This is a genomic window from Mycolicibacter acidiphilus, from assembly GCF_018455725.1.
GTDB lineage: Bacteria > Actinomycetota > Actinomycetes > Mycobacteriales > Mycobacteriaceae > Mycobacterium > Mycobacterium acidiphilum.
Map to the genome: position 1 here is coordinate 23,123 of NZ_JAHCLR010000042.1, position 17,428 is coordinate 40,550.

General features: G+C 70.4%; 15 protein-coding genes and 1 tRNA gene. 12 read left to right on the forward strand and 4 right to left on the reverse strand.

The genetic code is table 11. The features are described from left to right. Positions 1 to 15 precede the first annotated feature (15 nt). From cysD to KIH27_RS17405, 4 genes are read left to right on the forward strand one after another with little or no spacing between them, the layout of a single operon-like run. Positions 16 to 948 carry a sulfate adenylyltransferase subunit CysD gene (cysD, locus tag KIH27_RS17390; protein ID WP_284144770.1) on the forward strand — a complete coding sequence of 311 codons (933 nt, stop codon included), beginning with the start codon at positions 16 to 18 and terminating at the stop codon, positions 946 to 948. Next, a complete protein-coding gene (gene cysC / locus KIH27_RS17395; RefSeq protein WP_214094221.1) occupies positions 948 to 2,801 on the forward strand; it encodes an adenylyl-sulfate kinase in 1,854 nt (617 codons plus the stop codon). Before cysD ends, cysC begins: the two co-directional genes overlap by 1 nt. Then, on the forward strand, positions 2,798 to 3,535 hold the full coding sequence (locus KIH27_RS17400) for a 3'(2'),5'-bisphosphate nucleotidase CysQ (RefSeq protein ID WP_214094222.1): 738 nt from the start codon (positions 2,798 to 2,800) through the stop codon (positions 3,533 to 3,535). Before cysC ends, KIH27_RS17400 begins: the two co-directional genes overlap by 4 nt. Positions 3,536 to 3,549: 14 nt before the next feature. After that, on the forward strand, positions 3,550 to 4,017 hold the full coding sequence (locus KIH27_RS17405) for an Rrf2 family transcriptional regulator (protein ID WP_214094223.1): 468 nt from the start codon (positions 3,550 to 3,552) through the stop codon (positions 4,015 to 4,017). A 29-nt stretch (positions 4,018 to 4,046) separates the two neighbouring features. Here the strand turns inward: KIH27_RS17405 and KIH27_RS17410 are convergent, their stop codons facing one another. Beyond that, positions 4,047 to 4,421 (reverse strand): VOC family protein, encoded by a 375-nt coding sequence (locus KIH27_RS17410; RefSeq protein ID WP_214094224.1) that lies wholly within the window; start codon positions 4,419 to 4,421, stop codon positions 4,047 to 4,049. Positions 4,422 to 4,474: 53 nt separating this feature from the next. On the opposite strand from KIH27_RS17410, the gene KIH27_RS17415 reads away from it, so the two are divergent. Together KIH27_RS17415 and KIH27_RS17420 are read left to right on the forward strand one after the other, a co-directional pair. After that, the gene (locus tag KIH27_RS17415) at positions 4,475 to 5,371 is read left to right on the forward strand and encodes an LLM class flavin-dependent oxidoreductase (protein WP_214094225.1); all 897 of its coding nucleotides are present in this window, start codon (positions 4,475 to 4,477) and stop codon (positions 5,369 to 5,371) included. An 81-nt stretch (positions 5,372 to 5,452) separates the two neighbouring features. Further along, complete coding sequence (locus KIH27_RS17420; protein ID WP_214094226.1) at positions 5,453 to 6,892, forward strand: glycoside hydrolase family 183 protein; 1,440 nt, start codon at positions 5,453 to 5,455, stop codon at positions 6,890 to 6,892. Positions 6,893 to 6,923: 31 nt separating this feature from the next. Here KIH27_RS17420 and KIH27_RS17425 read toward each other — a convergent pair whose 3' ends face one another. Both KIH27_RS17425 and KIH27_RS17430 read right to left on the reverse strand, forming a co-directional pair. Beyond that, positions 6,924 to 8,012, reverse strand: coding sequence for a PPE family protein (locus tag KIH27_RS17425; protein ID WP_214094227.1), 1,089 nt, complete (start codon positions 8,010 to 8,012; stop codon positions 6,924 to 6,926). A gap of 6 nt (positions 8,013 to 8,018) precedes the next feature. Beyond that, positions 8,019 to 9,149, reverse strand: coding sequence for a PPE family protein (locus tag KIH27_RS17430; RefSeq protein WP_214094228.1), 1,131 nt, complete (start codon positions 9,147 to 9,149; stop codon positions 8,019 to 8,021). Positions 9,150 to 9,676: 527 nt separating this feature from the next. Between KIH27_RS17430 and KIH27_RS17435 the strand changes: the two genes are divergently transcribed. After that, positions 9,677 to 10,486 carry a DUF1906 domain-containing protein gene (locus tag KIH27_RS17435; RefSeq protein WP_214094229.1) on the forward strand — a complete coding sequence of 270 codons (810 nt, stop codon included), beginning with the start codon at positions 9,677 to 9,679 and terminating at the stop codon, positions 10,484 to 10,486. Positions 10,487 to 10,632: 146 nt separating this feature from the next. Here the strand turns inward: KIH27_RS17435 and KIH27_RS17440 are convergent. Next, positions 10,633 to 10,708: transfer RNA gene (locus tag KIH27_RS17440), tRNA-Arg, on the reverse strand. 112 nt (positions 10,709 to 10,820) lie between these two features. Between KIH27_RS17440 and argS the strand changes: the two genes are divergently transcribed. The 5 genes from argS to thrB are packed head-to-tail and all read left to right on the forward strand — an operon-like array spanning position 10,821 to position 17,266. Then, positions 10,821 to 12,467: an arginine--tRNA ligase gene (gene argS, locus KIH27_RS17445; RefSeq protein ID WP_214094230.1), complete on the forward strand. Its 1,647-nt coding sequence runs from the start codon at positions 10,821 to 10,823 to the stop codon at positions 12,465 to 12,467. Then, a complete protein-coding gene (gene lysA / locus KIH27_RS17450) occupies positions 12,464 to 13,903 on the forward strand; it encodes a diaminopimelate decarboxylase (RefSeq protein ID WP_214094231.1) in 1,440 nt (479 codons plus the stop codon). Before argS ends, lysA begins: the two co-directional genes overlap by 4 nt. A gap of 2 nt (positions 13,904 to 13,905) precedes the next feature. Then, a complete protein-coding gene (locus KIH27_RS17455; RefSeq protein WP_214094232.1) occupies positions 13,906 to 15,240 on the forward strand; it encodes a homoserine dehydrogenase in 1,335 nt (444 codons plus the stop codon). Beyond that, positions 15,237 to 16,319 carry a threonine synthase gene (thrC, locus tag KIH27_RS17460; RefSeq protein WP_214094233.1) on the forward strand — a complete coding sequence of 361 codons (1,083 nt, stop codon included), beginning with the start codon at positions 15,237 to 15,239 and terminating at the stop codon, positions 16,317 to 16,319. Before KIH27_RS17455 ends, thrC begins: the two co-directional genes overlap by 4 nt. Then, on the forward strand, positions 16,319 to 17,266 hold the full coding sequence (gene thrB / locus KIH27_RS17465; protein ID WP_214094234.1) for a homoserine kinase: 948 nt from the start codon (positions 16,319 to 16,321) through the stop codon (positions 17,264 to 17,266). Before thrC ends, thrB begins: the two co-directional genes overlap by 1 nt. Positions 17,267 to 17,428 lie beyond the last annotated feature (162 nt).

The following is a 17,428-nucleotide window of genomic DNA, read 5'->3' on the forward strand; positions in this document are numbered from 1 at the left end:
GCGTCCCCCACCGCCATGGCGGCGCTGGCGACGCTGTCGAGCCCGGCCGCCGGGCAGTACGAGCTGAGCCAGTTGCGCACCCTGGAGGCCGAGGCCATCCACATCATCCGGGAGGTGGCCGCGGAGTTCGAGCGGCCGGTGCTGCTGTTCTCCGGCGGCAAGGACTCGATCGTGATGCTGCACCTGGCCGTCAAGGCGTTCGCGCCGGGCCGGCTGCCGTTCCCGGTCATGCACGTCGACACCGGGCACAACTTCGACGAGGTCATCGAAGCCCGCGACACGCTGGTCGCGCAGACCGGGGCGCGGCTGGTGGTGGCATCGGTGCAGGACGACATCGACGCCGGCCGGGTCGTCGACAACGGCCCGTCGCGCAACCCGCTGCAGACCGTCACGCTGCTGCGCGGGATCGCCGAGAACAAGTTCGACGCGGCGTTCGGCGGCGCCCGCCGTGACGAGGAGAAGGCTCGCGCCAAGGAGCGGGTGTTCAGCTTCCGTGACGAGTTCGGCCAGTGGGATCCCAAGGCGCAGCGGCCCGAACTGTGGAACCTCTACAACGGGCGGCACCGGGCCGGTGAGCACATCCGGGCGTTCCCGCTGTCGAACTGGACCGAGTTCGACATCTGGTCCTACATCGGCGCGGAGAACATCACGCTGCCGTCGATCTATTTCGCCCACCAGCGCAACGTCTTTCAGCGCGACGGGATGCTGCTGGCGGTGCACCGCTACCTGCAGCCGCGGCCGGACGAGAAGGTGTTCGAGGCCTCGGTGCGGTTCCGCACCGTCGGCGACGTCACCTGCACCGGCTGTGTGGAGTCCAAGGCCCAGACGGTCGACGAGGTGATCGCCGAGACCGCGGTCTCCCGGCTCACCGAGCGCGGCGCCACCCGCGCCGATGACCGGATCTCCGAGGCAGGCATGGAAGACCGCAAGAGGCAGGGATACTTCTGATGAGTACGGCAACGACGCTGCTGCGGATCGCCACGGCCGGCTCGGTCGACGACGGCAAGTCCACCCTGATCGGGCGACTGCTTTTCGACTCGAAGGCCGTCATGGAAGACCAGTTGGCCTCGGTGGAGCGCACCTCGCGGGAGCGCGGCAACGACTACACCGACCTGGCACTGGTCACCGACGGGCTGCGCGCCGAACGCGAGCAGGGCATCACCATCGATGTCGCCTACCGCTACTTCGCCACGCCCAAGCGGAAATTCATCATCGCCGACACCCCGGGGCACATCCAGTACACCCGCAACATGGTGACCGGCGCCTCGACCGCGCAGCTGGCGATCGTGCTGGTCGACGCACGGCACGGGCTGCAGGAGCAGTCTCGCCGGCACACCTTCCTGGCGTCGCTGCTCGGCATCCGGCACATCGTGCTGGCGGTGAACAAGATGGACCTGATCGATTGGGACCAGCAGCGTTTCGAGGCGATCCGGGATGACTTCCACGCGTTCGCCACCCGGTTGGACGTGCACGACGTCACCACCATCCCGATGTCGGCGCTGCTCGGCGACAACGTGGTGACCAAGTCCGAGAACACCCCGTACTACGACGGCCCGGCGCTGCTGTCGCACCTGGAGGACGTCTACATCGCCGGCGACCGGAACCTGGTCGACGTGCGGTTCCCGGTGCAGTACGTGATCCGCCCGCAGACCGAGGAGCACCGCGACCACCGCAGCTACGCGGGCACGGTGGCCAGCGGCGTCATGCGCCCCGGCGACGACGTGGTGGTGCTGCCATCCGGCAAGCCCAGCAAGATCGCCGCCATCGACGGCCCGACCGGCCCGGTGGCCGAGGCGTTTCCGCCGATGGCGGTCTCGGTGAGCCTCACCGACGAGATCGATGTCTCCCGCGGCGACATGATCGCCCGCACCAACAACCAGCCGCGGGTGTCCCAGGACTTCGACGCGACCGTCTGCTGGATGGGCGACGACTCGCGGCTGGAGCCGGGCCGCGACTACGTCATCAAGCACACCACCCGGACCACCCGGGTGAAGGTGATGGCGCTGGACTACCGGCTCGACGTCAACACCCTGCACCGGGACAAAGACGCGACGGTGCTCAAACTCAATGAGCTGGGCCGGGTTTCGCTGCGCTCCCAGGTGCCGCTGATGCTCGACGAGTACACCCGCAACGGTGCCACCGGATCGTTCATCCTGATCGACCCGGACACCAACGGGACCGTTGCCGCCGGGATGGTGCTGCGCGATGTGTCGCCGCGGGCGGCCAGCCCGAACACGGTGCGGCACGAGTCGCTGGTCACCGCCGCGGACCGGCTGTCGCGCGGGTGCACGGTCTGGTTCACCGGCCTGTCGGCGTCGGGCAAGTCGACGGTGGCGACGGTCGTCGAGCGGATGCTGCTCGAAAGGGGCACGCCCGCCTACATTCTCGACGGCGACAACCTGCGGCACGGTCTCAACGCCGACCTCGGCTTCTCGATGGCCGACCGTGCCGAGAACCTGCGCCGGCTCGCCCACGTGGCGACGTTGATGGCCGACTCCGGCCAGGTCGTGCTGGTGCCGGCGATCAGCCCGCTGGCCGAACACCGCCAGTTGGCCCGGCAGATCCACACCGATGCCGGCTTCGACTTCTTCGAGGTGTTCTGCGACACCCCGCTGACCGACTGCGAGCAGCGAGACCCCAAGGGGCTGTACGCCAAAGCGCGCGCCGGGATCATCACCCACTTCACCGGCATCGACAGCCCGTATCAGCGGCCGAAGAACCCGGATCTGCGGCTGGTGGCCGGTAACACCCCGGAGGCGCTGGCCCGTCAGGTCCTCGAGCTGATCGACTCCCGGCCGTGACCGACCACCGGGTGGCCGCCCAGCTGGCGACGGAGGCCGGCCGGCTGCTGCTGGCCGTGCGCGACGAACTCGCCGGCGCGTCGGAGGCCGAGCGGAAGGCGGCGGGGGACAGGAGATCTCACGAATTCCTGATGCAGGCGCTGGGCGCAGAGCGGCCCGGTGACGCGGTGCTGTCCGAGGAGGGCGCCGACAACCCGATCCGGTTGGACGCCGAGCGGGTGTGGATCGTCGACCCGCTCGACGGCACCCGGGAGTTCTCCGAACTCGGCCGCGACGACTGGGCGGTGCACGTGGCGCTGTGGCAGGCCGGTGACCTGGTGGCGGGCGCGGTGGCACTGCCGGCTCGCGGGATCACGCTGGCCACCCCGAGCGTGGCCACGCCACCGGCGCATACCGGCGCGCCGCGGATCGCGGTGTCGCGCAGTAGGCCACCGGCTGTCGCGCAGGCGGTTTGCGATGCCCTCGGCGGGACCCTGGTGCCGATGGGGTCAGCCGGGGTCAAGGTGGCCTCGGTGATCCAGGGCATCGCCGACGTCTACGTGCACGCCGGCGGTCAGTACGAGTGGGACAGCGCCGCACCGGTCGCGGTCGCCCGTGCCGCCGGATTGCACACCTCGCGCATCGACGGTTCGCCGCTGAGCTACAACCGTCCCGACCCGCTGCTGCCGGACCTTCTGGTGTGCCGGCCCGACTACGCCGACGCGGTGCTGGCCGCCGTCGCCGGCGTGGGCTGAGCGGGCGCCGCACGATGCGGATGTCGGCGAAGGCGGAGTACGCCGTGCGGGCGATGGTGCAACTGGCGACGGCCGAACCGGGCAGCCTGGTGAAGACCGACGATCTCGCTGCGGCCCAGGGCATCCCGCCGCAGTTCCTGGTCGACATCCTGGCCGAACTGCGCACCGGCCGGCTGGTGCGCAGCCAGCGGGGCCGCGACGGCGGTTATGAGCTGGCTCGTCCGGCCGCCGAGATCAGCGTCGCCGACGTGTTGCGCAGCATCGACGGTCCGCTGGCCAGTGTCCGCGACATCGGCGTGGGCGATCTGCCCTATGCCGGCCCGACCGCGGCGCTCACCGACCTGTGGCGGGCGCTGCGCGCCAGCATGCGCTCCGTGCTCGAGGAGACCAGCCTGGCCGCTGTGGCCACCGGCGCGCTGCCCGCGCACGTCGCCGGTCTCGCTGCCGACTACCGCACCCAGGAGCGACAGCGCGGGCACTGAGCCCGGCTGGTCCAACTTCGGCACTACAGCTACGCCCGGGTCAGGATCTCCATGTTGTGCCCGGCCGGGTCGCGGAAGTAGACACCGCGACCGCCCTCGCGGTGGTTGACCTCGCCGGGATGTTGATGGCGCGGGTCGGCCCAGTGCTCCAGTCCGCGTGCGGTGATCTTGGCGTAGATCGCGTCGAAGTCGTTCTCCGACACCAGAAACGCATAGTGTCGCGGCTGAATCGGCTCACCGGAGGGAACGTCGTCGTAGTCCAGACTGACGCCGTTGGACAGTGCGACGACCTGGAAGTGGCTGACCGGCGCCGGGTCGGGCAGCCCGAACAACTCCGCGAGGAATGCCGCGGACGCCCGTTTGTCGCGCGCGGCGACGATCGTGTGGTTGAACGCGATGCTCATGTCATCCAGTGTGCCGCGTGTGCCGCGTCACGTCCCGTGACATGATCGCGGTCATGCAGGTGGGGATGACCATGCCGGTGATGGAACCCGATCTGGATGCGGCCGTGCTGCGCGATTGGGCGCGCGTCATCGACCAGGGGCCGTTCTCGTCGCTGAGCTGGGGCGAGCGGATCGCGTTCACCAACCCCGACAGCCTGACCCTGCTGGGCGCGCTGGCGGCCTGGACGGCGCGGGTCCGGCTGGTGACGACGGTGGTCATCCCGCAGTTGCACGACCCGGTCATGCTGGCCAAGGCGCTGGCCACCGGGGACGTGCTCAGCGGCGGCCGGCTCACCGTCGGCGTCGGGGTGGGCGGCCGGCACGAGGACTACCGGGCGGCCGGTGCGGACCCCGCGACCCAGACGATGCGGGGCATGGCCGAGCGGGTGGCGATCATGCAGCGGGTGTGGGCGGGGGAGAAGGTCACCGACGCGGTGCTGCCGGTCGGGCCGGTGCCGGTGCAACCCGGCGGGCCGCCGCTGCTGGTCGGCACGATTGGCCCGAAGACCGTGCGCAGGGCAGCCACCTGGGCGCAGGGCCTGGCCGGGATCACGATGGATGTCGACGTCGCCAAGCAGAACGAATTGTTCGACGTCGCCCGCCAGGCGTGGCAGCAGGCCGGCCGGACGAAACCGTATCTGGCGACGTCGTTCTGGTTCGCGCTGGGCGAGCGCGATCGGGCCAGGGAGCAGGTGCGCCGGCATCTGCTGCGCTACCTGAACTGGATCCCGGCCGAATACGTCGAGGCGATGACGCCGACGACCGGCTGGGCCGGCGACGAACGCGATCTGGTGGCACTGCTGCGCCGGTTCGAAGCGGTCGGCGCCGATGAAGTTCATCTGATTCCGACCAGTTCCGATCTCGACCAGCTGCGGCGGGCCGCCGACGTGGCCGCCGAATTCAGCGGGTAGCGGGTCGCGACGCGGTCACAGCTGCGTCTCTATCTCCGAATCAATAGTCACATCCGCCTCGGCAATCACTATCGTCACAGCATGTCGATGACACGTCGGATCGTCTCGGCGGCGATGGTGCCGGCAGTCGTCCTGGGGATGGTGCTGGCGACGGAGGCTGTGCCGGCGCTCGCCGCGACCTGCAGTGCGCCCGAGGCCAATGTCGCCCCGCCGCCCGGTTCGCCGGCCACTGGGGCCGGCCAGATGCCGATCGGGCGCCGGCCCCGCGGCGCCAACGACCTTGCGCCGCTGCCCAAGCTGGGGCCGCTGATCTCCGCGATGATCCAGGCCGCCGGGCCGCAGCAGCCGGTGCAGCAGCAGGCGGCGGTGGTCCCGGGGAACCCCGGCGGCCAGACCGCCCCGAACCCCGCGCAGCCGGTCCGTCCCCAGCCGAATGCCGGTGCGGCCCAGGGCCCGTCGGCGCAGGACGTGGGTGGTGCGATCGCCGGCGCCCAGACATCACTGGCGGAGTGGGTGACCGGGCCCAACGGGCCCAACCAGACGCTGCAGCGGTTCGGCATCGCCGGAACCGACCTCGGAATCCCCTGGGACAACGGTGATCCCGGCAACCGGCAGGTGCTGATGGCGTTCGGCGACACCTTCGGCTACTGCCAGATCCAGGGCCACCAGTGGCGGCACAACGTCCTGCTGCGCAGCCAGGACCAGAACCTGGCCGACGGCATCACCGTCGGGCCCGGCGTGGTCGGCAACCGGTACTCGGGTTCCCCGCTGCGCCAGCCGAACTTCTCCAAGCAGATCCTGCCCGACTGGCGGTTCGCGCCGGTCCAGGACAGCGTGATTCCGACTGCGGGCGTCGGGATCGGCGGCAACCAGTACCTGAACTTCATGTCGGTCAAGCAGTGGGGTCGCGACGGCGAGTGGTCCACGAACTACTCGGCGCTGGCGGTCTCCAACGACAACGGTGAGACCTGGAGCCTCTACCCGCAGACCGTCCGGTCCTCGTCGCCGCAGAATGTTCCGCAGGCCCACTACGTGCCGGGCAACGAGAACTTCCAGCAGGGCGCGTTCCTGCGCGGCGGCGACGGGTACCTCTACTCGTTCGGCACCCCGGCCGGCCGCGGCGGGTCGGCGTACCTGTCGCGGGTGCCGGAGCGGTCCATCCCCGACGTCACCACCTACCAGTACTGGAACGGCCCCGCCGGCAACTGGGTGCCGAACAACCCGGGCGCGGCGACCCCGGTGATCCCCGGCCCGGTGGGGGAGATGTCGGTGCAGTACAACACCTACCTCAAGCAGTACCTGGCGCTGTACGGCAACGGCGGCAACGACGTGGTGGCGCGCACCGCCCCATCCCCGCAGGGGCCGTGGAGCGGCGAGCAGACGCTGATCCCCACCGGCCAGATCCCCGGCGGCATCTATGCGCCCTACCTGCACCCCTGGTCGACGGGGAAGGACGTGTACTTCACGCTGTCGCTGTGGAACGCCTACGACGTGATGCTGATGCACACAGTGCTGGGCTGACGGCTTATATGCGGCGGGTTCCAGCTTGGGCTCAGCCGCCGACCGCCGGCCGCGGCATCCGCCACCGGCGATCCCGCATCCGCATCACCGGGTAGCCCGGCCGGCGCCGGCTCAGGCCCTGCATTGGAGCCAGCCCGGCCGGCGGGACCCCGGCGCGGCCGACCGGCGCGGGCCGGGACGCCTCGGGCAGCGGGGTGTGCGCCGACGCCAACTGAACGGGCTGCGCGACGGTGGCGTTGACCGGGGCGCTCGGCCAGCTCGCCGGGACCGACAGACCACCCACCGGCGTGGCCTGACCGACCAGCACCATCGGTCGGGCGGCCGCCGCACCCAGTTCGAGTTCGGAGGCGGCGACCGCTGCCGGAACCTTCGCCGCCGCCTTCGCCGCGGGGATCAGCGCCAGCACGTAGCTTCCCATCCGGGTGACCGTCAGCCCGAAACTGTTGGCCATCGAAGCCGGGCCGGTCAAGGTGTTCACGTTGTCCACGCCGCCGAAGGTCGATTCCACCAGCGCGGCGAACGAGTCGGACTGATCGGCCGCGGCAGACGCGGCCCGAGCCACCGCAGCGGCCTGCTCGGACTGTCCGGCCGCGTTGGCGGTCCGCGGCGGCTGGTGGAACGGCGCCAGCACCGCGGCGGGTACGGCGGCCGCGGCGTAGCCGTACATGGCCGCCGCGTCCTGTGCCCACATCTCGCCGTAGGCGATCTCGTTCGCAGCGATCGCAGGCGCGTTCTGCCCGAAGAAGTTGGTGGCCACCAGGACCGCCAGCTGGGCGCGGTTGGCGGCGACGACGGTCGGTGGCACGGTGGCGGCGAACGCGGCCTCGTAGGCGGCTGCCGCTGTGCGTGCCTGGCCGGCGGTCTGCTCGGCCAGCGTCGCGGTGCTGGTCGCCCACGCCACGTACGGTGCGGCCGCGGCGGCCATCGCCAGCGCGGAGCCACCCGACCAGGTCTGGCCCAGCAACTCGGAGAGCACCGAGGAGTATCCGGTGGCGAACGAGTCGAGCTCGAAGCTGACCGCGTCCCACGCCGAGGCCGCAGCCAGCATCGGCCCCGAGCCGGGGCCGGCGTACATCCTGGCTGAGTTGACCTCGGGCGGAAGAATCCCGAAATCCCACATGATTGGTTATCCGCCGGCAGAGTGTCGCGGCATGGTGAACCGGCGCGGCCCGACCTTCAGGATGCTGCTGACCGTGGAGCGTCCCGCGACTCCGGCCGCGGCACCCATGGCGGCCGCGGGTGCGGCGCCCATCATCCCCGACGCCGGCAGCTCCCCCCACGACCCGACCTCGGCCAACTCCGCCTCGGCGAGAAACAGCGGCTCCTCGGTGGCTGCGGCGATCGGGGTGGCGTCCGCCCAGGCCTTCGGTACCGACAGCTGCCCCACCGGCGAGGCCTTCCCGAAGTCTGCGAGCACCGCCTGACGCACCAGGGCCGGACCCGGCTGCACCGCGGCAGCGGTGCTGGCAGCGGCTGCCGCCGCCGGGGCGGCCGCCGCGGCAGCCTTGGGAGCCGCGCCGCCTACCGCCTTGGCCAGGGCGGTGAAGAAGCTGCCGGCACTGGTCACGGTTCGGCTGACGCCGCTGCCGAAGTTGACCGGGCCGGACATCGTGTTGAGCTTGCCCACCCCGTCGACCACTTGATCGGCCATCGACGAACTCGTCTGCGACGCAGCCGAAGACGCCAGGGCCTGCGCGGGGGCGAGCGCCTGGGTGGGGGCTGCAGCGGCGTTGGTGGTCTGCGGCGGCTCGTGGAACGTGTTCAGCTGGACGGCGACCGACGCCGCGGTCGCATAGCCGTGCATGGCGGCGGAGTCCTGGGCCCACATCTGCGAGTAGGCGGTCTCGGCGTCGGCGATCGCGGCGATGTTCTGCCCGACGATGTTGGACGCCACCAGGGCGGCCAGCAGCGCGCGATTGGCGGCGACGACGGCCGGCGGCACGATTGCGGCCCGGGCCGTCTCATAGGCGGCCGCCGCCGAGCGGGCCTGGTTGGCGGACTGCTCGGTGAGCGCCGCGGTCTCGGTCACCCAGGCGATGTACGGCGCGGCGGCGGCAGCCATCGCCGCCGCCGACGCCCCGGTCCACCCGTCGTCCTGCAGTCCGGTGAGCACGGTGGTATAGCCGAGTGCGAACGAGTTCAGTTGCCCGCTGACCGAATCCCAGGCTGCGGCGGCCGCCAGCAGCGGTGCCGAACCGGGGCCGGTGTACACCTGGGTGGAGATGATCTCCGGGGGCAGTATCCCGAAATCGAGCATCAGCAGTGCCTTTCCTCGCTCGCATCACACGCGATGCGCAGCCGTCGATGATCGGCAGGCGAGGGTGAAGGCAACCGTGGTTGCGGCCTACCGAGTGGAGCTCTGGCGGTACGACATCGGGCGACATCGCCCGGTGCCGTGGGCTGACCCGAGCGCGCAGGTGAGGTGCGTTGGCATGGGGGTCAGGTGCTCACTTCTCGGTAGGGGAACGCTGGTGTTCCGGTGGCAGTGACGTTAGACGTTGCGGGGCCGACCGGAAGTCGGCGTCGATGCGCCGGCACCGCGCCGCACTGCGACGCCGGGAGCCGGTCGCGGGTGCCCCGTGGCGATCGGATGTGCCGTCCCAAGAGCCGTTACCTGCTCGAATGCTGTGAAAACGAGGGGTGTCGACGGCTGACGCGCAGCCGTGGCGGAAGTGCCGGTCCGGTGAACGGGAGGTAAAAATCGTCCTGCACGAAATGGCCCGAGGCCGGCGGTGCGCGGCGAGGCTGGATCGTTAACAATCGCAACATTGGTAACATCGGGCCATGCAGGACGCCCCGGAGTTCAGCCGTCCCGGCGGACCCCGCTCGATTTCCCGGCGCGACGTACTGCGTTACGCGGCTGGTGCATCGGCGCTGGCCGGGCTCGGTGGGATCGCTGCCACCGCCGGTGCGCCCACGGCCTCCGCCGCTGCCCCCACCCTGATCGACTTCGCCATGCGCCAGATTCCGGCCCAGGCGATCCGGGCGGCCGGGCACGCCGGGGTGATCAACTATGTGTCGACGTCGCGGCCCGGGTCATCCTTCGGCGCCAAACCGATCACCCGGCCCTACGCCGAGTCGTTGAACGCCGCCGGACTGGTGATCGTCAGCAACTATCAGTACGGCAAACCGGGCGGGACGGCGCCGTCGGACTTCACCCGCGGCTTCGCCGGCGGTGTGGCCGATGCTCGCACGGCCTGGCAGTTGCACACCGCGGCCGGCGGCGGCCACAGCGCGCCGATCTTCTTCAGCGTCGACGACGACATCAACCGCAACACCTGGAACGCCGTTGCGCTGCAATGGTTCCGGGGCATCAACTCGGTGCTGGGTGTGCAGCGCACCGGCATCTACGGCGGCGTCAACACCTGCCAGTGGGCCGCCGACGATGGGGTGATCGGCGCGTCCAGCACGCCCGGCAAGCGCTGGGCCTGGCAGACCCGGTCCTGGTCGCGCGGGCAGGTGTATCCGGGCGCGGTGCTGTATCAGCGGATCGTGAGCACCGCATCCAACCCCGGGCCGCGGGTCGGCGGACTCGAGGTGGACGTCAGCGACGCGCTGGCCGGCGACTGCGGACAGTGGAATCTGCACCCGTAACGGGTGCGGTGATCAGGAGTTCGTCGCGAAAAACAGTGCGAGGGTGAGCGCTACGACGCACGCGATCGATGTCCAGATTCCCAGGGTCGCTTGCGACATTAGATCCGCTCCTGTCTGCGATGACGTCGGTGCTCGGGTCGACTTACTGGTGCCCCCGGCAGGATTCGAACCTGCGGCCTTCTGCTCCGGAGGCAGACGCTCTATCCCCTGAGCTACGGGGGCGCGTGCATGATGCTGCGCCAAGTGGGCTTGCACAGACTAGCGCATCTCGGCGGCCACCCGAGAACCGGATCGATTCGGGCTCTGACCACGGCAGACTCTAGGATGGACCCCCGTGACCCCCGCCGATCTGGCCGAACTCCTCAAAACCACCGCCGCCGCGGTGCTGGCCGAGCACGCCCTGGACTCCGCCGCGCTGCCCGCGGCGGTCACCGTGGAGCGGCCGCGTAACCCCGAGCACGGCGACTACGCCACCAACCTGGCGCTGCAGCTGGGCAAGAAGGTCGGTGTCAACCCGCGTGAGCTGGCGGGCTGGCTGGCCGAGGCGCTCGCCGCGGCTGACGGCGTCGCCTCGGCCGAAACCGCCGGCCCCGGCTTCGTGAACATCCGCCTGGACGCCTCGGCACAGGGCGTGGTGGTCGCCAACGTGATCGGCGCCGGCGCTGCGTACGGCAAGTCCACCGACCTCGACGGGCTCAACGTCAACCTGGAGTTCGTCTCGGCCAACCCCACCGGCCCGATCCACATCGGTGGTACCCGCTGGGCCGCGGTCGGCGACGCGCTGGGCCGGCTGCTGTCCACCCAGGGCGCCGCGGTCACCCGCGAGTACTACTTCAACGACCACGGTGCGCAGATCGACCGGTTCGCCGCGTCGCTGATCGCCGCCGCCAAGGGCGAACCGGCCCCCGAGGACGGCTACGCCGGCGGCTACATCAGCGACATCGCGGCTCAAATCCAGGCCAAGGTGCCCGACGCCCTGAGCCGGCCCGACGCGCAGGAGACGTTCCGCGAGATCGGCGTCGACCTGATGTTCAGCCACATCAAGCGCACCCTGCACGAGTTCGGCACCGACTTCGACGTCTACACCCACGAAGACTCGATGCACACCTCCGGCCGCGTCGAGCAGGCCATCGACCGGCTGCGCGCCAACGGCAACATCTACGAGAAGGACGGCGCCACCTGGCTGCGCACCAGCGCCTACGGCGACGACAAGGACCGCGTCGTCATCAAGAGCGACGGCAAGCCGGCCTACATCGCCGGTGACCTCGCCTACTACCTGGACAAGCGCGAGCGCGGGTTCGACCTGTGCATCTACATGCTCGGCGCCGACCACCACGGTTACATCGCCCGGCTCAAGGCGGCCGCCGCGGCGTTCGGCGATGACCCGGCCACGGTGGAGGTGCTGATCGGCCAGATGGTCAACCTGGTCCGCGACGGTCAGCCGATGAAGATGAGCAAGCGCGCCGGCACCGTCATCACCCTCGATGACCTGGTCGAGGCCATCGGCGTCGACGCCGCCCGCTACAGCCTGATCCGCTCCTCGGTGGACACCCCGATCGACATCGACCTGGCGCTGTGGTCGTCGGCGAGCAACGAAAACCCGGTCTACTACGTGCAATACGCCCACGCGCGGCTCTCCGCGCTGGCGCGCAACGCGGCCGAACTCGGGCTGACGGCGGACACCGCAAACCTCGGGCTGCTCGACCACGACAAGGAGGGCGCGCTGATCCGCACCCTCGGCGAGTTCCCGCAGATCCTGAAAACCGCTGCGAGCCTGCGGGAACCGCACCGGGTCTGCCGCTACCTGGAGGATCTGGCCGGGTCCTACCACCGCTTCTACGACAGCTGCCGGGTGTTGCCGCAGGGCGACGAGCAGCCCGGTGAGCTGAACGCGGCCCGGCTGGCGCTGTGCGAGGCGACCCGCCAGGTGATCGCCAACGGCCTGACGATCCTCGGCGTGAGCGCTCCGGAGCGGATGTGAACGTCCACCCCGCCGGCCCGCGGCACGCCGACGAGATCCACCACGACGAGGCACCGGCCAAACCGCAGACCGGCGAGCAACTGCTGGAGCTGGCACCGCATGTCTGGCCGCGCAACGCCGTTCGCGGCGACGACGGCGTGGTCCGGGTCGCCGGCGTCACGGTCACCGACCTGGCCGAGCAGTACGGCACCCCGCTGTTCGTGGTCGATGAGGACGACTTCCGCGGCCGCTGCAAAGAGATCGCGGCCGCCTTCGGCGGCGGCGCGCGCGTGCACTATGCCGCGAAGGCTTTCCTGTGCGGTGAGGTGGCGCGCTGGATCGACGAGGAGGGCCTGTCGCTGGACGTGGCCACCGGGGGAGAGCTGGCGGTCGCGCTGCGGGCCGGGTTCCCGGCGAACCGGATCACCGTGCACGGCAACAACAAATCGATCGCGGAGCTGACGACGGCCGTGGCGGCCGGTGTGCACCATGTGGTGATCGACTCGATGATCGAGATCGAGCGACTGGAGAAGATCGCCGCCGCCGCCGGGGTCGTGCAGGACGTGCTGGTGCGGGTGACGGTCGGTGTGGAGGCGCACACCCACGAGTTCATCTCCACCGCCCACGAGGACCAGAAGTTCGGCCTGTCGCTGGCCAGCGGGGCGGCGCTGGACGCGGTCCGGCGGGTGCTCGCCACCGGTCACCTGCGGCTGGTCGGTCTGCACAGTCACATCGGCTCGCAGATCTTCGACGTCGACGGGTTCGAGGTGGCCGCGCACCGGATCATCGGCCTGCTCGGCGCGGTCGCCGAGGAATTCGGCGCCGAGACGGCCGCACAGATGTCGACGGTCGACCTCGGCGGCGGCCTGGGCATCGCCTACCTGCCGCAGGACGACCCGCCGCCGATGGCGGAACTGGCCGGCAAGCTCGCCGAGATCGTCTCCGCGGAGTCGGCGGCCGTCGGGCTGCCCACCCCGACCCTGGTTGTGGAACCCGGCCGGGCCATCGCCGGTCCCGGCACGATCACGCTGTACGAGGTCGGCACCGTCAAGGACGTCGCGATCAGCGCCACCGCCAGCCGTCGCTACGTCAGCGTCGACGGCGGCATGAGCGACAACATCCGCCCCGCGCTCTACGATGCGGCCTACGACGTCCGGCTGGTCTCGCGGACGCTGAACGACCCGGATGGCTCCGACGCCACCGAGCCGGTGCTGGCCCGGGTCGTCGGCAAACACTGCGAGAGCGGCGACATCATCGTCCGCGACACCTGGGTGCCGGCCGGCGTGCGTGAGGGCGATCTGGTCGCGGTGGCCGCCACCGGTGCCTACTGCTATTCGATGTCGAGCCGATACAACCTGCTGCCCCGCCCGGCGGTGGTGGCGGTACGCGGCGGACAGGCGCGACTTATGCTGCGCCGGGAAACCGTCGACGACCTGATCAGCCTGGAGGTGAAATAGCGGTGTCCGATGCAGAAGCTTTCGGGAATCCCGTGGGCGTTGCCGTCCTCGGCTTGGGCAACGTCGGCAGCGAGGTCGTCCGGATCATCGAGAACAGCGCCGACGACCTGGCCGCCCGGATCGGCGCGCCGCTGGTGCTGCGCGGTGTCGGGGTGCGCGACGTCGGCGCCGATCGGGGGGTGCCGGCCGAGTTGCTGACCGACGACATCGATGCGCTGGTGTCGCGAGACGACGTCGACATCGTCGTGGAGGTGATGGGCCCGGTCGAGCCGGCCCGCAAGGCGATCCTGGCGGCGATCGAGCACGGCAAGTCGGTCATCACCGCCAACAAGGCGCTGCTGTCACGCTCCACCGGGGAATTGGCCGAGGCCGCGGAACGGGCCCGGGTGGACATGTACTTCGAGGCCGCGGTCGCCGGTGCCATCCCGGTCATTCGGCCGCTGACCCAGTCGTTGGCCGGTGACACCGTGGTGCGGGTGGCCGGCATCGTCAACGGCACCACCAACTACATCCTGTCCGAGATGGACTCCACCGGAGCCGATTACGCCGCAGCCCTGGCCGACGCCAGTGCGCTGGGGTACGCGGAGGCCGACCCCACCGCCGATGTGGAGGGTTACGACGCCGCCGCCAAGGCCGCGATCCTGGCATCGATCGCCTTCCACACCCGGGTCACCGCCGACGACGTCTACCGCGAGGGCATCACCGACATCACCCCGGCGGACTTCACCGCCGCGCGTGCCCTGGGCTGCACCATCAAACTGTTGGCGATCTGCGAACGGATCACCACCGTCGATGGGCAGCAACGAGTTTCGGCTCGGGTCTACCCGGCCCTGGTGCCGCTGACGCATCCGCTGGCCACCGTCAACGGTGCGTTCAACGCCGTCGTGGTCGAGGCGGAGGCGGCCGGCCGGCTGATGTTCTACGGCCAGGGCGCGGGCGGTTCGCCGACCGCCTCGGCGGTCGCCGGCGATCTGGTGATGGCGGCCCGCAACCGGGTACAGGGCGGGCGCGGCCCGCGGGAGTCCAAGTACGCCCAGTTGGCGATCGCACCGATCGGGGACGTGCAGACCCGGTACTACGTCAGCATGGACGTCGCCGACAAGCCGGGCGTGCTGTCCTCGGTGGCAGCCGAATTCGCCGCCCGCGAGGTGAGCATCGCCGAGGTGCGCCAGGAGGGCGTCACCGCCGACGACGGCACCCCGACCGGTGCCCGCATCGTGGTGGTCACCCACCGGGCGGCCGAGTCGGCACTGTCGGAAACCGTTGCGGCGCTGGCCGGCCTGGACGCGGTGCAACGGGTGGCCAGCGTGCTACGACTGGAAGGAACAGACCAGTGAGCTCCAACCGGACAGCGATCCACACTCCGTGGCCGGGCCTCATCGAGGCCTACCGGGACCGGCTTCCCGACGCCGCGAACTGGACACCGGTCACGCTGCTCGAAGGCGGCACCCCGCTGATCCACGCCAAGCGGATCTCCGAGCAGACCGGCTGCACAGTGCATCTCAAGGTCGAGGGGCTCAACCCCACCGGTTCGTTCAAGGACCGGGGCATGACGATGGCGGTCACCGACGCGGTGGCCCGCGGTCAGCAGGCGGTGCTCTGCGCCTCCACCGGCAACACCTCGGCGTCGGCCGCGGCCTACGCCGCCCGGGCCGGTATCACCTGCGCGGTGCTGATCCCGCAGGGCAAGATCGCGATGGGCAAGCTCGCCCAGGCGGTGATGCACGGCGCCAAGATCATCCAGATCGACGGCAACTTCGACGACTGCCTGGAGTTGGCCCGCAAGATGGCCACCGACTTCCCGACGATCTCCCTGGTGAACTCGGTGAACCCGGTGCGCATCGAGGGGCAGAAGACCGCGGCGTTCGAGATCGTCGACGCGCTCGGCGACGCACCCGACATCCACTCGCTGCCGGTCGGCAACGCCGGCAACATCACCGCGTACTGGCGCGGCTACCGCGAGTACCACGCCGACGGGGTCGCGCAGAAGCTGCCGAAGATGCTCGGCACCCAGGCGGCCGGCGCGGCGCCCCTGGTGCTCGGTGAGCCGGTGCCCAACCCGGAGACCATCGCGACCGCGATCCGTATCGGCTCCCCGGCGTCGTGGTCGCAGGCCGTCGAAGCGCAGCAGGATTCCGGCGGGCGCTTCCTGGCCGCCACCGACGACGAGATCCTGGCGGCATATCACCTCGTCGCGCAGTCCGAGGGTGTCTTCGTCGAGCCGGCATCGGCGGCCAGCATCGCCGGGCTGCTGAAGTCGGTCGAGGACGGCTGGGTGCCGCGCGGATCGACGGTGGTCTGCACCGTCACCGGAAACGGCCTGAAGGATCCCGACACCGCGCTCAAGGGCATGCCCGAGGTTGCCGCCCTGCCCGTCGACGCGGCCACCGTGGTCGCCGAACTGGGGCTGGCCTAGTGGCCGGATCGTTGCCGATCGGCCTTGCCACCAGCGTCTCGGTGGCGGCGTCGAGTGCCAACCTCGGTCCGGGGTTCGACAGCCTCGGGCTGGCGCTGGGACTGTACGACGAGGTCAGCGTCGAGACCACCGCTTCGGGCCTGGTGGTGGAGGTCGAGGGGGAGGGTGCCGGTCAGGTGCCGTTGACCTCGGATCATCTTGTCGTGCAAGGGATTCGCCGCGGGTTGCAGGCGGCCGGCCTGGATGCCCCCGGCCTGGTGGTCCGCTGCCGTAACGCGATCCCGCACCAGCGCGGCCTGGGCTCGTCGGCTGCGGCCGTGGTCGCCGGGCTGGCGGCCGTCAACGGCCTTGTCGCGCAGACCGAGTCGCAGACGCTGACCCAGGACCAGTTGATCCAGCTCGCATCGGAGTTCGAGGGACACCCCGACAACGCCGCCGCCGCGGTGCTCGGCGGTGCGGTGGTCTCGTGGACCCAGGACAGTGCGGGTGCAGCACCCGACTACGCGGCGGTGCCGCTGCGGCTGCATCCCGGCATCCACCTGTTCCCGGCGATCCCGCAGCGTCGCTCGTCGACGGCGGAGACCCGGATGCTGCTGCCCGAGCAGATCAGTCACCGCGACGCCCGGTTCAACCTGAGTCGTGCCGCACTGCTGGTGGTCGCCCTGTCAGAGCGGCCGGATCTGCTGCTGACGGCCACCGAGGACGTGCTGCACCAGCCGCAGCGCGCCGCGGCCCAGCCGGAGTCGGCGGCGTATCTGGCACTGCTGCGCCGACACGGTATCGCCGCCGTGCTCTCCGGCGCCGGACCTGCGGTTATCGCGTTCAGCACCGAGCCACGGCTGCCCACCGAGGTGCTCGGCGAGGGCGCCGCGCGCGGCTTCGCCGTGGCCGAGATGGCGGTCGGCGACGCCGTCCGGTGGAACTCCGGGGTGGTGGTGCCGAGCTGAGGCACGCCGCGCGGTGTTTGTTGCGTCCGACACCGATGCGGGTTATCCTCAAGCCGTCCTGCTGTCGCAGCATCTGCATCTGCACGAACCCTGCGATATCACCCGGACGCCACCAAATTCTTCCCGTAGTTGACGGTTTGCGATCCTCGATCGTTTCCATGC

What these genes read in the sequence shown, in the direction of transcription:
- KIH27_RS17405 (WP_214094223.1), top strand. Translation starts at nt 3,550, where the DNA reads ATGCGGATGTCGGCGAAGGCGGAGTACGCCGTGCGGGCGATGGTGCAA.
- KIH27_RS17420 (WP_214094226.1), top strand. Translation starts at nt 5,453, where the DNA reads ATGTCGATGACACGTCGGATCGTCTCGGCGGCGATGGTGCCGGCAGTC.
- KIH27_RS17425 (WP_214094227.1), bottom strand. Translation starts at nt 8,012, where the DNA reads ATGTGGGATTTCGGGATTCTTCCGCCCGAGGTCAACTCAGCCAGGATG.
- KIH27_RS17410 (WP_214094224.1), bottom strand. Translation starts at nt 4,421, where the DNA reads ATGAGCATCGCGTTCAACCACACGATCGTCGCCGCGCGCGACAAACGG.
- cysC (WP_214094221.1), top strand. Translation starts at nt 948, where the DNA reads ATGAGTACGGCAACGACGCTGCTGCGGATCGCCACGGCCGGCTCGGTC.
- KIH27_RS17435 (WP_214094229.1), top strand. Translation starts at nt 9,677, where the DNA reads ATGCAGGACGCCCCGGAGTTCAGCCGTCCCGGCGGACCCCGCTCGATT.
- KIH27_RS17415 (WP_214094225.1), top strand. Translation starts at nt 4,475, where the DNA reads ATGCAGGTGGGGATGACCATGCCGGTGATGGAACCCGATCTGGATGCG.
- cysD (WP_284144770.1), top strand. Translation starts at nt 16, where the DNA reads ATGGCGGCGCTGGCGACGCTGTCGAGCCCGGCCGCCGGGCAGTACGAG.
- KIH27_RS17430 (WP_214094228.1), bottom strand. Translation starts at nt 9,149, where the DNA reads ATGCTCGATTTCGGGATACTGCCCCCGGAGATCATCTCCACCCAGGTG.